The 14,267-nt window shown below is 72.5% G+C and carries 13 protein-coding genes; 5 read left to right on the top strand and 8 right to left on the bottom strand.

Translation table 11 applies throughout. The features are described from left to right. Positions 1-14 precede the first annotated feature (14 nt). The gene (locus ACZ60J_RS26300; protein WP_469685480.1) at positions 15-722 is read right to left on the bottom strand and encodes a GNAT family N-acetyltransferase; all 708 of its coding nucleotides are present in this window, start codon (positions 720-722) and stop codon (positions 15-17) included. A gap of 155 nt (positions 723-877) precedes the next feature. On the opposite strand from ACZ60J_RS26300, the gene ACZ60J_RS26305 reads away from it, so the two are divergent. From ACZ60J_RS26305 to ACZ60J_RS26320, 4 genes are all read left to right on the top strand, one after another. Continuing rightward, a complete protein-coding gene (locus tag ACZ60J_RS26305) occupies positions 878-1,048 on the top strand; it encodes a hypothetical protein (protein WP_469685481.1) in 171 nt (56 codons plus the stop codon). 44 nt (positions 1,049-1,092) lie between these two features. Further along, the gene (locus ACZ60J_RS26310) at positions 1,093-1,575 is read left to right on the top strand and encodes a hypothetical protein (RefSeq protein ID WP_469685483.1); all 483 of its coding nucleotides are present in this window, start codon (positions 1,093-1,095) and stop codon (positions 1,573-1,575) included. A 178-nt stretch (positions 1,576-1,753) separates the two neighbouring features. Beyond that, positions 1,754-2,554: a carbon-nitrogen hydrolase family protein gene (locus ACZ60J_RS26315; protein ID WP_469685484.1), complete on the top strand. Its 801-nt coding sequence runs from the start codon at positions 1,754-1,756 to the stop codon at positions 2,552-2,554. Between the two features lie 81 nt (positions 2,555-2,635). Next, positions 2,636-4,333, top strand: a complete 1,698-nt coding sequence (locus ACZ60J_RS26320) for a flavin monoamine oxidase family protein (RefSeq protein WP_469685486.1) — start codon at positions 2,636-2,638, stop codon at positions 4,331-4,333. 69 nt (positions 4,334-4,402) lie between these two features. Here ACZ60J_RS26320 and ACZ60J_RS26325 read toward each other — a convergent pair whose 3' ends face one another. The 5 genes from ACZ60J_RS26325 to ACZ60J_RS26345 form a co-directional block, all read right to left on the bottom strand. Continuing rightward, positions 4,403-5,056 carry a hypothetical protein gene (locus ACZ60J_RS26325; protein ID WP_469685487.1) on the bottom strand — a complete coding sequence of 218 codons (654 nt, stop codon included), beginning with the start codon at positions 5,054-5,056 and terminating at the stop codon, positions 4,403-4,405. A gap of 42 nt (positions 5,057-5,098) precedes the next feature. Continuing rightward, positions 5,099-5,887: an alpha/beta fold hydrolase gene (locus tag ACZ60J_RS26330; RefSeq protein WP_469685488.1), complete on the bottom strand. Its 789-nt coding sequence runs from the start codon at positions 5,885-5,887 to the stop codon at positions 5,099-5,101. A 42-nt stretch (positions 5,888-5,929) separates the two neighbouring features. Continuing rightward, positions 5,930-6,571, bottom strand: coding sequence for a DUF5995 family protein (locus tag ACZ60J_RS26335; protein ID WP_274551699.1), 642 nt, complete (start codon positions 6,569-6,571; stop codon positions 5,930-5,932). 85 nt (positions 6,572-6,656) lie between these two features. Next, positions 6,657-8,060 (bottom strand): uracil-xanthine permease family protein, encoded by a 1,404-nt coding sequence (locus tag ACZ60J_RS26340; RefSeq protein WP_469685489.1) that lies wholly within the window; start codon positions 8,058-8,060, stop codon positions 6,657-6,659. A gap of 81 nt (positions 8,061-8,141) precedes the next feature. Further along, positions 8,142-9,359 (bottom strand): MFS transporter, encoded by a 1,218-nt coding sequence (locus tag ACZ60J_RS26345; RefSeq protein WP_469685490.1) that lies wholly within the window; start codon positions 9,357-9,359, stop codon positions 8,142-8,144. Between the two features lie 54 nt (positions 9,360-9,413). Here ACZ60J_RS26345 and ACZ60J_RS26350 point away from each other — a divergent pair, with 54 nt between their 5' ends. Then, complete coding sequence (locus ACZ60J_RS26350; RefSeq protein WP_469685492.1) at positions 9,414-10,613, top strand: ROK family transcriptional regulator; 1,200 nt, start codon at positions 9,414-9,416, stop codon at positions 10,611-10,613. 37 nt (positions 10,614-10,650) lie between these two features. On the opposite strand, the gene ACZ60J_RS26355 is transcribed toward ACZ60J_RS26350, so the two are convergent. Together ACZ60J_RS26355 and ACZ60J_RS26360 are read right to left on the bottom strand one after the other, a co-directional pair. Further along, a complete protein-coding gene (locus tag ACZ60J_RS26355) occupies positions 10,651-11,397 on the bottom strand; it encodes an SDR family oxidoreductase (protein ID WP_469685613.1) in 747 nt (248 codons plus the stop codon). A gap of 201 nt (positions 11,398-11,598) precedes the next feature. Further along, positions 11,599-13,968 (bottom strand): chitinase C-terminal domain-containing protein, encoded by a 2,370-nt coding sequence (locus ACZ60J_RS26360; RefSeq protein ID WP_469685494.1) that lies wholly within the window; start codon positions 13,966-13,968, stop codon positions 11,599-11,601. Positions 13,969-14,267 lie beyond the last annotated feature (299 nt).

Below are 14,267 nucleotides of genomic sequence, written 5' to 3' on the forward strand. Positions count from 1 at the left end.
CATGTCAATCCGTGTTAAGCCTTCGTGTCGGGCGTACGAAGCCCGATGAACACCGGCTCGCGGCGCAGGGTGAACCCCATCGAGAGGTACAGCCCCACGGCCCCGCGGTTCTCCGCCGCGGCGTGCAGGAACGCGGAGTCTCCGCGCTCCTCCACGGCGGCCACGACCGCGCGGATCAGCCGCCCGGCGAGCCCCTCGCCCCGGTGCTCGGGGTGCGTGCAGACGGCGCTGATCTCCGACCAGCCCGGCGGCCGCATCCGCTCGCCCGCCATCGCGACGAGCCGGCCGCCGCGGCGGATCCCGAGGTACGTGCCCAGCTCGACGGTGCGCTTCCCGAACGGGCCGGGCCGGGTCAGCTCGACCAGCTCCAGCATCTCGGGCACGTCGGCCGGCCCCAGCAGGACCGCCTCCGGCTCCTCCTTGCCCCGGACGGCCCGGCCGTCGAGCTGTACGCCAGGTATCGACATCAGGGTCTCCCAGTCCGCGGGCGGCGTCGGCAGCCCGGTCACCCAGACCTCCTGGCCGGGGCCGGCGAGCTCGGCCAGGTCCGCCCAGGCCCGCGGATCCTCCGGGTCGCCGAGCGCGGCGAAGGGCGACACCCCGGCCGCGTATCGGGCGGCGAGCCCGGCGGGGCCGGTCTCGGCGAAGCCCCGGTGCGGGCCGTCGAGCGCGGCCCAGACGGGATTGTCGAGGACGGCACCGGGCCGGGACTCACGGGACATGGGCGGGAGCTTCCTTCCATCGGGCGCGGGCGCGCGTACGGGCACGTGCGCGGGCCGTCGTACGGCTGCCCGTACGAGCACGCGTACGGAGTCGTGCGGGCGGTCTTGACGGCCCCTGGCGGTGCCATGAGACTGCGAACGCCAGCCTAACGGGGGTGGCGGACAGGAAGGGGGGCCCGGTGGACCAGCTCGCCGCACCCTCCGAAACCACACCCTCCGCCCTCGCACCTTGCTCCGTCACGACCCCGCTGCGCCGCTCCTGGCTCACCCGCCGGCTGCACATAGATCTCCTCCGCGTCTGCAGTGCCACGGCCCCGGCCTCCTGAGGCCCCGCCGAGCACGCGCGTACGCACACAGACCGAGGAGAGCCATGCCCCAGACCCGTGTCCAGCCCCCTGCCCAGGCGCACCTCCAGGCCCCTGCCCAGACGCCTCCCCACACCCCCCTCCCTGCCCCTCCCCAGAGCCGCGTCCCGGTGCCCGCCCGGAGCCTCGCCGCGGCCGCCGTCCTCCGGGGCCGCATCGGGACCGGGTTCTCGCCCGAGCCGCACCGGTACCGGCTGTACGTCGCCGCCGACGACTGTCCGAGCTGCCTCGGCGTCACCGCCGCCTTCGCCGACCTGGGCCTGCGGGACACCGTGGCCCTGACCGTCCTGCGGCCCGGCTCCGACCCGGCGGGGCACGACGCGCTCCGCCGCGCCTACGAGGCCGCCGGGCACGGCCACGACGGCACGCTCACGGTCCCCGCCCTCTGCGACGGCTGGAGCGGCCGGGTGGTCTCGAACCACGCTCCCGACATCCTGGAAGACCTGCGCAGGCTGAGCGTTCACCCGGCCTTCCGCCCGGGCCGGTAGGCCCCGGCCGAGAGGCCTTTCGGACCGTTCGTACGGCGCTCGCGCAACGAATCGCCGTTTCCCCCCGCCGATACGCAACGAATCGATGCGCCGAGCGCAACGGTCACGCCTTGTCCCGGTCGAACGCGCGAACGTACCGTTGAGGGACCCCCACCCCTCCTGCCACAGAGGTACGCCCATGCCCCCGCTGCGCACCGCCCTCCTCCAGAGTTCCGGACGGCTCGGCGACACCGCCGACAACCTGAAGGCGCTCGAAGAGGCCGCGGTCCGCGCCGCACAGGCGGGGGCCGGGCTCCTCGTGACCTCGGAGATGTTCCTGACCGGCTACGCGCTGGAGCTCGAGGACATCTCCCGGCTCGCCGAACCCGCCGACGGCATGTCCGCCCGCGCCATCGGCGAGATCGCCCGCCGCCACGGGGTGGCCGTGCTCTACGGCTACCCCGAGCGGGACGGGGACGCCGTCTACAACGCGGCGCAGCTCGTCGGCCCCGACGGGGAACGGCTCGCGAACTACCGCAAGACCCACCTCTTCGGCTGTTTCGAGCAGGCGGCGTTCGCCCCCGGCGACACCCCGGTGGTCCAGGCGGACCTCGGCGGCCTGCGCGTCGGCGTGATGATCTGCTACGACGTGGAGTTCCCCGAGAACGTCCGGGCGCACGCGCTCGCCGGCACCGACCTCCTCCTGGTGCCGACCGCGCAGATGCACCCGTTCCAGTTCGTCGCCGAACAGCTGGTACCCGTACGGGCCTTCGAGAACCAGATGTACATCGCGTACGTCAACCGCACCGGCCCGGAAGGCGAGTTCGAGTTCGTCGGCCTCAGCTGCCTGGCGAGCCCCGACGGGATCACCCGGACCCGGGCCGGCCGCGGCGAGGAGCTGGTGTTCGGCGAGGCCGATCCCGAGCTGCTGCGCGTCTCGCGCGAGACCAACCCGTACCTGCGCGACCGCCGCCCCGGTCTGTACGCCTCGCTCGTCTGACCGCGGCCCCGCGCCCGCCCCGGGAACCTCCCGCCCCGCCTGCCCTTCCCCCCTGCCCCACCCCGCTAGGAGTCGTACCCCATGACGTCCACGGTGCCCACCACCGCCGTCCCGCACAGCGACGGATCGAAGCCGATCACGATGTTCGGCCCGGACTTCCCCTACGCGTACGACGACTTCCTCGCGCACCCGGCGGGCCTCGGCCAGATACCGGCGACCGAGCACGGCACCGAGGTCGCCGTCATCGGCGGCGGGCTGTCCGGCATCATCTCCGCCTACGAGCTGATGAAGATGGGCCTCAAGCCCGTCGTCTACGAGGCCGACCAGATCGGCGGCCGGCTGCGCACCGTGGGCTTCGAGGGCGCGGGCACCGAGGAGCTGACCGCGGAGATGGGCGCCATGCGCTTCCCGCCGTCCTCCACGGCCCTGCAGCACTACATCGACCTCGTCGGCCTGGTCACCGAGCCCTTCCCGAACCCGCTCGCCGAGGCCACCCCCTCGACGGTCGTCGACCTCAAGGGCGAGACCCACTACGCCGAGACCATCGCCGACCTCCCGCAGGTCTACCGCGACGTGTCCGCCGCGTGGAACGCCTGCCTGGACGAGGGCGCCGACTTCTCCGACATGAACACCGCGATGCGCGAGCGGGACGTCCCGCGCATCCGCGAGATCTGGGCGAAGCTCGTCGAGAAGCTCGACGACGAGACCTTCTACGGGTTCCTCTGCAAGTCCGAGGCCTTCAAGTCCTTCCGCAAGCGCGAGATCTTCGGCCAGGTCGGCTTCGGCACGGGCGGCTGGGACACCGACTTCCCGAACTCCATCCTGGAGATCCTGCGCGTCGTCTACACCGAGGCCGACGACCACCACCGCGGCATCGTGGGCGGCTCGCAGCAGCTCCCGCTGCGCATGTGGGACCGCGAGCCGGAGAAGATCGTGCACTGGGCCCAGGGCACCTCCCTCTCCTCCCTGCACGGGGGCGCCCCGCGCCCGGCGGTCACCCGCCTGCACCGCACGGCGGGCAACCGCATCACGGTCACGGACGCCACCGGCGACATCCGCACGTACCGCGCCGCGATCTTCACGGCCCAGTCCTGGATGCTGCTCTCGAAGATCGCGTGCGACGACACGCTCTTCCCGATCGACCACTGGACGGCGATCGAGCGCACCCACTACATGGAGTCGTCGAAGCTCTTCATCCCGGTCGACCGTCCCTTCTGGCTGGACAAGGACGAGGAGACGGGCCGCGACGTCATGTCGATGACCCTGACCGACCGCATGACCCGAGGCACGTACCTCCTCGACAACGGCCCCGACAAGCCGGCCGTCATCTGCCTCTCCTACACCTGGTGCGACGACAGCCTCAAGTGGCTGCCGCTGTCCGCGAACGAGCGGATGGAGGTCATGCTGAAGTCCCTCGGCGAGATCTACCCCAAGGTCGACATCCGCCGTCACATCATCGGCAACCCGGTGACCGTGTCCTGGGAGAACGAGCCCTACTTCATGGGCGCGTTCAAGGCCAACCTGCCGGGCCACTACCGCTACCAGCGGCGCCTGTTCACCCACTTCATGCAGGACCGCCTCCCCGAGGACAAGCGCGGCATCTTCCTCGCGGGCGACGACATCTCCTGGACGGCGGGCTGGGCGGAGGGCGCGGTCCAGACGGCCCTCAACGCCGTCTGGGGCGTCATGCACCACCTCGGCGGCTCCACGGACTCCACCAACCCCGGCCCGGGCGACGTCTACGACGAGATAGCCCCGGTCGAACTCCCGGAGGACTGACCTCCCAGGCCCTCCGGCCCCGTGACCACGGGCCGCCCCCGCGTGCGCGAGCGCGGGGGCGGCCCGTACTCATGCCCGCGCCGCCGGGCGGCCCGCCCGGGTCAGCAGCGGAGGACTCGCCGCGCCGGGCCTGTCCCACTCCGCGTCGCCGCGCCACACGGCCTGCCACCGCCCGGCGCGCAGCCGTGCCAGGCCGGGATCGTCGGGCGTCCACTCCACCGGGCCGCGCTCGACCCCGCAGTGCGCGCAGAGCCAGTGCATCTGATGGCCGTCGGCCCAACCCACTTCCCCGTGGTCGGCCCCGCACACCGCGCAGCCGGGGCCCGCGTACTGCCGGGCCCGCACGATGCGGGGCATCACCTCGGTGAGCGTTCCCAGCGGATGGAACTCCGGGTTCGGGCACCACACGCGTCTCGGCGGCTCGGCCGGGTCCGGCACCCGGATCCCGGCATGCTTCTGGAGCCGGCGCGCTTTCTGCCACGGCCGCAGGGCAGCCAGCCAGAGCTCCCGGGCGGCCTGCAGCTCCTCCACCGCCCGCACCAGCGATTCGGGATCCCGGGCAAGGTCCCGGGGGATCCCCGCACTGCCGCGCAGGTGGTGGAAGGTCGCGCGAAGCCCGTACGGTGCGAATTCGGTCAGGCAGGTGCGCAGGGCCGACATCCGCCGGTGGGCCGGCAGCGCGGCGTCGTGCACGCGGAGCCGGTGCGTGGCGAAGCTGGTCATGCGGTCGACCCTAGGGGGTACGACACCCCCAGGGGCGCCCGGTCACGGGTGGGCGCGGCAGAAGGTGCGGACGGCGTGGTTGAAGCGGTCCGGTGTTTCGAGGTTGCTGATGTGGCCCGCGCCGGGGAGCACCACGAGCTCGGCGTCCGGGATCGCGTCCTCGAAGGCGCGGGCGACGCTCAAGGGCGACCGCACGTCGAGCTCGCCCCAGAGGAGCAGGGTCGCCGCCGTGATCGTGGGCAGCAGGTCGCGCTGGTCGGCCCCGGCCATCATGGACAGCTCCGCCCCCATGGTCTCCGGCCGCACCGCGGCGGCCATCGCGTCGAGCAGGGGGACGAACGCCGCGGGCGGGTCACCGGCGAACAGCCCCGGCAGTGCCGGATCGAACTGCTCCCGGGGCGCCGCGAGCATCCGCTCGGTCCCCGCGACCCGGGCCGCCACCTCCTCCGGCGGCAGCGAGCCCTTCCACCCGGCGTACGTGTCGACCAGGAGCAGCGTCCTGACCAGCTCCGGACAGTGGCGGTACAGCTCCAGGGCGACCGTCCCGCCCCAGGAGAGCCCGGCCACGTGGGCCGGGCCGAGCCGCAGCGCCTCGATCACCGCGGCGAGGCAGTGCGCGAAGTCCGCCAAGCCGAAGCCGGCCGGCAGGTCCGAGGAGTTCCCCGCGCCCGGCTCGTCCCAGGCCACGACGGTGAACTCATCTGCGAGGCCGTCGAGTTGCGGCTGCCACATGCGGCCGTCCAGGCCCGCTCCGTGCACGAGGACCAGGGGCGGGCCCTGCCCCGTACGCGCATAGGCGACCTCGACCCCGCCGACCCGCACCGTAGCCATGCCACCAGGCTAGGCCGGATCCCCTGGGTGTGCGCCCGGGCTTCAGCCCGTCGGTGTCAGCAGGCAGCGGCCGACCAGGCCGACGCCCGCGTCGAGGGACTCGGTGAACTCCTCCGCCAGGTCGGGGGAGCGGCGCAGCGACCAGAGCAGGCGGGCCGACGCCCAGGCCCCCGCGCGGGCCCGGTCCAGGCTCCAGGCGCCCAGCAGGTGCGTCAGGGGGTCCGCGATCTCCAGCAGGTCCGGGCCCGGCATCAGGTCCTCCCGGATGTGTTCCTCCAGGGAGACCAGGGTGTCTCCGACCCGGTCGAAGTCCGCTTCGAGCGCGGCCGGTTCGCAGTCGAGCGAGCGGCAGGTGGCGACCACCGCCAGGGCCAGGTCGTGGCCGATGTGCGCGTTGATCCCGGCCAGTGCGTGCTGGAGGGGCCGGATCCCGGGGTGGCGGCGGTACTGGAGGAGCGGCCGCCAGCACGCCGGGGCCCGGTCGGCCTCCACCGCCGTCAGGTAGCGCTCGGCGAAGCGGACGCTGAGCGCTTCCGCCCGGCGGGGCGAGGGGAACGCGCCGTGCGCGATCCCCTCGTGCAGGGTCTGCGTCACCGTGAGGTACACCCGGTTGAAGACGGCGACGCCGTCCCGCTCGGGGAGCCGCTCGTCCAGGGCGCGCATCCGCGCCAGCACCGCTTCCATGGGGACCATGGGACGCAGCGTCGCAGCCGCGGGCCGGGATCAGGGGAACTTGGCCGTACGCTTCCCCGGTTCGGGCGAAACTCCGTCAACCCCGCTTGTCGCCGGGCTCCCCGGCAGCCGTGTCGTCGTACGCGGAGGTGCCCGAGTCCAGCAGCGGTTCCTGCTGCTTCAGGTGCGCCGGGGCGAAGTACCGCAGGGCGTGGTAGCCGGTGATCACGACGATCGTGCCGAGCGCGATCCCGCCGAGCTCGAAGCTGTCGGTGATGTTCAGCTTGACCCCGCCGACGCCGATGATGATGCCCGCCGCGGCCGGCACCAGGTTCAGCGGATTGCGCAGGTCCACCCGGCCGTTGATCCAGATCTGCGCGCCGAGCAGGCCGATCATGCCGTACAGGATCACGGTGATCCCGCCCAGCACCCCGCCGGGGATCGCGGCGACGACCGCGCCGAACTTCGGGCACAGGCCGAAGAGGAGGGCGAAGCCGGCCGCCGCCCAGTAGGCCGCCGTGGAGTAGACGCGGGTGGCGGCCATGACGCCGATGTTCTCGGAGTAGGTGGTGTTCGGCGGGCCGCCCACCGCCGTGGACAGCATCGACGCGGCGCCGTCGGCCGCGATGGCCGTGCCCAGCTTGTCGTCGAGCGGGTCGCCCGTCATCTCGCCGACGGCCTTGATGTGTCCGGCGTTCTCCGCGATCAGTGCGATGACCACCGGCAGCGCGATCAGGATCGCCGACCATTCGAACTGCGGCGCGTGGAAGGTCGGCAGTCCGATCCAGTCGGCCTTGGCGACCCCCGACAGGTCGAGCCGCCAGTGGTCCACGGCCTCGGGGCCGCCCGTCGTCGAGTGGATCTTGCCGAAGACGAGGTCGAAGACCCAGGAGATGCCGTACCCGAAGATCAGGCCGAGGAAGATCGCGATCCGCGACCAGAAGCCCCGCAGGCAGACCACGGCCAGCCCGGTGAACAGCATCGTCAGCAGGGCCGTCCACTGGTCCTGCGGCCAGTACGTGGACGCCGTCACGGGCGCCAGGTTGAAACCGATCAGCATCACGACCGCGCCCGTGACCACCGGCGGCATCGCCGCGTGGATGATCCGGGCCCCGAACCGCTGGACCGCCAGCCCCGCCAGGAAGAGGGCCGCACCGACGACGAAGACCGCGCCCGTGACCGTCGCGCTGTCGCCGCCGCTCGCCCGGATCGCCGCCGCGACCCCCACGAAGGAGAGCGAGCAGCCCAGGTACGAGGGGACCCGGCCACGGGTGGCCAGCAGGAAGATGACGGTGGCGACGCCGGACATCATGATGGCGAGGTTCGGGTCCAGCCCCATGAGGACCGGGGCCACGAAGCTCGCCCCGAACATGGCCACGACGTGCTGGGCGCCCAGCCCGGCGGTCCGCGGCCACGACAGCCGCTCGTCCGGCCGCACCACCGCGCCGGGGGCGGGGGTCCGCCCGTCTCCGTGCAGGGTCCAGCGCACGCCGAGGCCCATGTTCCACCGCTTTTCGTTCGTACTGCGTCGTTCGTCGGGAGCGTGGTCACGCCACGAGGCCGTAGGTGACCAGGCGCCATATTACGGCCGGATAGGGGCAGGTTCGTCCCGGTTGGCGGCCGGGGCCCCGGCCGCCACGGGCCGCTGCCGCAGTACGGTCGCCCCCGCGATCAGCGCGAACGACAGCAGCGTGACCAGGCCGAAGGAGACCACCAGCGAGGTCGCGTCGGCCACCGCGCCGATCGCCGAGGGGGCGATCAGCCCCGAGGTGTACGTGATCGTCGCGACACCGGCGATGGCCTGCGCCGGGGCCGGCCCGCTGCGCGCGGCCGCCGCGAAGGCCAGCGGGACCACCACCGCGATGCCGAGCCCGATCAGCCCGAACCCGGCCAGGGCCGCGGCCGGCTGGTGGACCAGGACCACGAGCAGCCCGCCCGCGGTGGCCAGGGCGCCGCCCGCGCGGACCGTGCGTACGGCTCCGAACCGGTCCACGACCTTGTCCCCGGCCAGCCGGGCGAGCGCCATCGTCAGCGCGAAGGCCGTGGTCGAGGCGGCGGCCAGGCCGGCGTCCGTGTGCAGCACGTCCCGCAGGTACACCGCGGACCAGTCGAGGCTGGCGCCCTCGGCGAAGACCGCGCAGAAGCCGATCGCGCCGATGAACAGCGCGGACTTCGGGGGCAGCGCGAAGTGCGGCGGCGCCTCCTCCCCACCGGTGTCGGTCCGCAGGTCCAGGACGCGCCGTACGACGAGCAGCGCGACCAGCGTCAGGGTGAGCGCGGCCGCCAGGTGGTGCAGGCGGGCGTCGACGCCGGAGTGCGCGGCGAGCGTGCCGGCGGCGGAGCCGATCAGGGCGCCCACGCTCCACATGCCGTGCAGCGAGGACATGATCGAGCGCCCGAGCCGGTTCTCGGTCTCCACGCCCAGCGCGTTCATCGCCACGTCCGACATGCCGGCGGTGGCTCCGTAGACGAAGAGCACGAAGCAGAGCGTCCACAGGTTCGGGGCCAGGCTCGGCAGGATGAGGGCGAGCGTCCAGAGGGACAGCAGCATCCGCAGGGCGGCGCGTGCGCCGAACCGGTGGTTGATGCGGCCGGCCAGCGGCATCGTGAAGGCCGCGCCGAGCGCGGGGAAGGCGAGGGCCAGGCCCAGGGCGCCCGCGCTGAGCTGCGCGTGTTCCTGGATCCAGGGGATGCGGGTGGCGAAGGAGCCGGTGACGGCGCCGTGCGCGCAGAAGGCGCCGGCGATGGCGAAGCGGGCGTGGCGCAGTCGCGCCGGGCTGAGGTCGGTTTCCCCGGTCATGACACGTAAACTATCAGGGAGCCTGCCTGATAGTTAGTCCCCGGAACTCATAGGATGGGCGCCGTGACCCTTGCCAAGGCCCTGACCGCCACCGCCGCCACCGCTGCCGCCACCGTCCGAGCCGCGTCCCCCGCCCCGTCCCCCGCCTCGCCCAGCACGGCCCGGGCCATCAACGACCGGCTCGCCCTCGAACTCCTCCAGGAGGAGGGACCCCTGACGGCGCCCCAGCTCAAGGAGCTGACGGGCCTGTCCCGCCCCTCCGTGGCCGACCTGGTGGAACGGCTCACCGGCGCCGGACTGATCGAGGTCGTCGGGGAATCCGGCGAACAGCGGCGCGGACCCAACGCCAAGCTCTACGGGATCGTCGCGCGCCGGGCGTACCTCGCCGCGCTCGACGTACGCACGGACAGCGCCACGGCGGTCGTCGCCGACCTCCTCGGCCGGCCGCTGGCCCAGGCCGACCTGCCGGTGGACGCCGTGGAGGAAGCGGTGGACCGGCTGGAGCAGCTCGTCGGGGAAGCGGACGCCGACCGGCTCCACACGGTGGTGATCGGAGCGCCGGGGCTGGTGGCCCCGGGCACCGGGGAGCTCCGCGACACCGCGGGCCTGCCCGCCTGGCACCGGGACCTGGTGGCTGCCGTGCAGCGGCGGCTGCCCGCGGTCGTCGTGGTGGAGAACGAGACCAACCTGGCCGCCCTGGCCGAACAGCGGGCGGGCGCGGCCCGGGACCTGGACTCCTTCGTCCTGCTGTGGCTCGGCGAAGGCGTCGGCGCCGCCGTGGTCCTGGACGGGCGGCTGCGCCGGGGCGCCTCCGGCGGAGCGGGCGAGATCGGCTTCCTGCCGGTGCCCGGGACGGGCGGCCTCCCCTCGGCCACGAACTGCGACGGCGGCTTCCACCAGCTCACCGGGCGGTCCGCGGTGGCCGCGCTCGCCCGCGCCCACGGCTACGACGGGCCGGTCGAGGCGGCCGTAGCGGGCGCGGCCGGGCCGGAGTTCCTCGACGCCCTGGCCGAGCGGCTGGCCGTCGGGGCGGCGGCCGTCGCGGCGATCCTGGACCCGGGCTGCGTCGTGCTCGGCGGGGAGCTCGGCTGCGCGGGAGGCCCCGCCCTGGCGGACCGGGTCGCCCGCCGCCTCGGCACCCTGAGCCCCGTCCCGACCGAGGTCCGCGCCGGGGCCCTCGGCGGCGCGGCGGTGCTCACGGGGGCGCGGCTCGCCGCCCGCGAGTCGGCCCAGGCCGTCCTCTTCACGGCCTGACCCGGGCCTGACCCGGACCCCGGACGGCCGACCGCCCTCAGCGGGCTCCGCGGCCGGCCAGGAACTGCGCGAAGGTCTGCGTGCCCACGGCGTGCGCGGGTGCCAGGTTGCCGCCGCGGACGAACCCGGCGTACGCCTTGCCGGCCAGGGGGAGCGGTACGACGCGCCGGTGGCTGCCCCGCGCCGCCAGGTAAGCGCGACCCAGGTCCGTCAGCGCGTGGGTCTCGGGGCCGCCCATGTCGGGGACCCGGCCCGCCGGATCCGGTACCGAGAGGCCCGCGAGCCGGTCCGCGACCTCCCCGGCGGCGATCGGCTGCACCCGCACCCCCTTCGGCAGCAGGACCACCGGCAGCTTCGCCGCCGTTGCGGACACCCGGGCCACCAGGTCGTGGAACTGCGTGGTCCGCAGAATCGTCACGCCGAGCCCGGAGGCCTCCAGCAGCCGCTCCACCGCCAGCTTGCTCCGGTAGTAGCCGAGCGGGACCTCGTCCACCCCCACGATCGAGATGTAGACGATGTTCCGGACCGTCCCGGCCCTCCGGGCCGCCTCGATCAGGTGCCCGGCGGCCACCTCGTCACCGCCGCGCGTCGCGGTCGCGCAGTGCACGACCACCTCGGCGCCGGCCATCGCCGCGTCGAGTCCGGCGCCGTTCGTCAGGTCCACCGGGTACACGGGTGCGTGCCGGCTGAGCACGCGGACGTCCTCGTGCCCCGCCTCCCGCAGCCGGGCGACGACCAGCGCCCCCAGGTTCCCCGTGCCTCCCGTGACCAGGATGCCGCCGATGCCGCCCATGGTGTCCGCTCCCTTCGCAGGCCGGCGCGCTCCCGTGCGAGCCCGCCACGTGGGACCGTACAGCCTGCGGAAACAGGGGAGTTGGCGGGACGCGGCAAGATCGCCGGGCGGTCCGGGACGTGCGAGGACCCGGTGGCCGCCGGGCCACCGGGTCCTCACGTCTGTTCACCTACGCGGTCACCCCGTGGGGTGTCAGCAGGCGCCCTGGTCCTTCCAGACGCCCCACTCGCCCGTGGTGCCGGGCGTCTCGTTCTGCGTCCACCACTGGGCCTTCCAGTTGCGGCCCTGGTGCGAGACGACGTTGCCGCTGTTGTAGACCGTGCCCGCCACGTACGCGGGGTTGGTGCACGTGCCGCCCGGAGGGGTCGTGGGCGGGGTGGTCGGCGGCGTGGTCGGGGGAGTCGTCGGCGGCGTGGTCGGCGGGGTCGTGGGCGGCGTGGTGCTGCCCGGCTGGACCACCGTCGTGCCGCGCGCCAGGTCACCGGCGAGGGCGTACGTCGTGCCGGAGATGTTCACCGTCCAGTTGGAGGGCGTCGAGACCGGCAGGTAGTAGTTGAAGGCCAGGTCGACCGAGGCGCCCGGGGCGAGCGTCTGCCAGGCCGGGAGCTTCAGCGAGACCCGGTGGAAGTCGCCCTTCAGGCCGCCGACGTTGCTGCCGGTGTGGTCGCTCTTGATCGCCTTGGTGCCGAAGCCCGACTGGTCGGAGGCGTTGGCCGGAGCCGCCGTCGAGTAGTCGAACTGGAACTCCGTGCCGCCCGGAAGCGTCGTGTTCGTGTTGTTGGTGATCTTGAGCTTCGGGGTGATCGGGTAGTTGGAGTCGCCGAGCTTGAACTCGTTGAACTCCGTCTTGATGTCCACGGCCTGGGTCGGCAGCGCGGTGTTGGACTTCTTGGCGCCGTACGGGGCGGCCGCCTTGAACTTGTCGTACATCACGGAGGTCAGCGTGTCGCCGATCTCGTACTGGCCCTTGGCGGCGTTCCAGCCGTAGTCGCCGGCCATCTCCCAGACCATGGTGCCGCCGATGCCACGGTCGACCACGTAGTCGGCCTTGGCCGCCACCGACTGCTCGTCCTCGGTGGAGAGGAAGACCTTCTTCTGCGCGTTCCACAGCCACGGGGCGACCAGGTTCGCGTCGTACTTGCGGACGTAGGTGCCGGTCAGCGTGGTGTTCGCCGGGAAGCCGTACTTGGTGACGTAGTCGCCGACGATCCCCTTCTCGAGGTTCTTGGCGTGCCACATCGGGTTGGAACCGGCGGGGGACTCGACCCCGTTGGTGTCCTTGTCGTGCCACAGGTTGTCGATGCCGACCGCGCCGTCACCGCACTTGGTCAGACCCGCGCCGGCCGGGCAGGTGGTCGCCGCCGCCTTGCCCCACAGGCCGTCGGTGCCGCCCTGGACGTTCTTGAAGCCGCGGGTGTAGTAGGGCAGGCCGATGTTGATGCGGCCGGCCGGCATGGAGCCGCGGAAGTAGTGGTAGGCCCAGTCGGTGTTGAGGTAGCCGATGTTGCCGTACTGCGAGCTGCCGTAGACGTTGGCGGCCGCCAGCTCGGCGTCCTTGCCGTCGTCGAAGAGCGAGGCGTTGGGACCGACGTACTCGTTCCAGGCGCCGTGCAGGTCGTAGGACATGATGTTGACGTAGTCCAGATACTTCTGCATCTGGAAGGTCTCCATGCCGCGCAGCAGGTAGCCGGAGGAGGGGGCGGCGACGGTCAGCAGGTAGTGCTTGCCGTCGGCGGCGCCGGCCTTGTCGAGCTTCTCGCGCAGGGACTTCATCAGGACGTCGTAGCCCTGGACCAGTCCGGCCCGGCGGGCGTTGGAGAGCTGCCAGTCGAGCGGGTTGCCCGCGTCCTTCATCGTGGTCGGGTACTCGTAGTCGATGTCGACGCCGTTGAACCCGTACTTGCGGATGAACTCGACCGAGGAGTCCGCGAAGGTGTTGATGCCGGCCGTGTTGACCGAGCCGTCGGCGTTGGTGGCCATCGAGTAGAAGCCGCCCGACGCGACGCGGTTGCCGTCGTCGCCGAAGTAGCCGCCGGTCTCCGCCCAGCCGCCGACCGAGATCAGCGTCTTGACGTTCGGGTACTGCTTCTTGAATTTGTTCAGCAGGTTGAAGTTGCCCTTGTACGGCAGGGCGGGGTCCATCTCGGCACCCGCGACGCCCGGCCAGGTCATCCCGGTGGCGGAGTTGTTCGCGTTGTCCGAGCCGACCGAGATCTTGTTGTTGCCGTCGACGTGGGCGAAGGCGTAGTTCAGGTGGGTGACCTTGGACCACGGGATGTTGTTGGGCAGGTAGGCGGGCGTGCCGTCCTTGCCCGTGCGCCAGCCCGTGAAGTAGCCGATGACGCGGCGCTGGTGGTCGGCGCCCATCTTCTCGCGGCCCTCGGTGTCGTAGACCGAGCAGTACGGGACGTCGACGCCCGGGGTCTTGTACAGACCGTCGGGGCGACAGGACTCGTTGTCGGCGGCGTGCGAGACGCCCGCCGAGAGCCCCGCGACCAACAGCCCGGCGATTGCGGCGCCGGACGTCAGGAGCATGGCCCTCGTCTTGGTGGGGGACAGCATTGTGCCTCCTGGGGAGGGGAGGATGGCAGGACACAACAGGCTGAAAGGTGGTGCGTGTTGGCCCGTGACGTGCGCACATCTGACGGGCTGTCTCCCGGGGAAGATGAAGGGAACGTTAAGAGGACTAGACCAACCCGTCAATAGGTCTGGACCAAAGTGCGCGATCCGGCAAGGTTTGGCGCGCGTTCCACCCGTCGGGGGCCTCCGGGTGCGCATGGGGGAGTGAATCGGCCGAGTGGCGCAGCAGGTGCACTTGAAACCCGTCGAATGTGTGACCCAGGACACGTTGACTCACCTGT

The sequence above is a fragment of the Streptomyces sp. NPDC104226 genome (assembly GCF_055584085.1).

Bases quoted from the DNA above. Each gene is read 5' to 3' on its own strand.
- ACZ60J_RS26300 (WP_469685480.1), bottom strand. From the start codon at position 722: ATGTCCCGTGAGTCCCGGCCCGGTGCCGTCCTCGACAATCCCGTCTGG.
- ACZ60J_RS26310 (WP_469685483.1), top strand. From the start codon at position 1,093: ATGCCCCAGACCCGTGTCCAGCCCCCTGCCCAGGCGCACCTCCAGGCC.
- ACZ60J_RS26315 (WP_469685484.1), top strand. From the start codon at position 1,754: ATGCCCCCGCTGCGCACCGCCCTCCTCCAGAGTTCCGGACGGCTCGGC.
- ACZ60J_RS26320 (WP_469685486.1), top strand. From the start codon at position 2,636: ATGACGTCCACGGTGCCCACCACCGCCGTCCCGCACAGCGACGGATCG.
- ACZ60J_RS26325 (WP_469685487.1), bottom strand. From the start codon at position 5,056: ATGACCAGCTTCGCCACGCACCGGCTCCGCGTGCACGACGCCGCGCTG.
- ACZ60J_RS26330 (WP_469685488.1), bottom strand. From the start codon at position 5,887: ATGGCTACGGTGCGGGTCGGCGGGGTCGAGGTCGCCTATGCGCGTACG.
- ACZ60J_RS26335 (WP_274551699.1), bottom strand. From the start codon at position 6,571: ATGGAAGCGGTGCTGGCGCGGATGCGCGCCCTGGACGAGCGGCTCCCC.
- ACZ60J_RS26340 (WP_469685489.1), bottom strand. From the start codon at position 8,060: ATGGGCCTCGGCGTGCGCTGGACCCTGCACGGAGACGGGCGGACCCCC.
- ACZ60J_RS26345 (WP_469685490.1), bottom strand. From the start codon at position 9,359: ATGACCGGGGAAACCGACCTCAGCCCGGCGCGACTGCGCCACGCCCGC.
- ACZ60J_RS26350 (WP_469685492.1), top strand. From the start codon at position 9,414: ATGGGCGCCGTGACCCTTGCCAAGGCCCTGACCGCCACCGCCGCCACC.
- ACZ60J_RS26360 (WP_469685494.1), bottom strand. From the start codon at position 13,968: ATGCTGTCCCCCACCAAGACGAGGGCCATGCTCCTGACGTCCGGCGCC.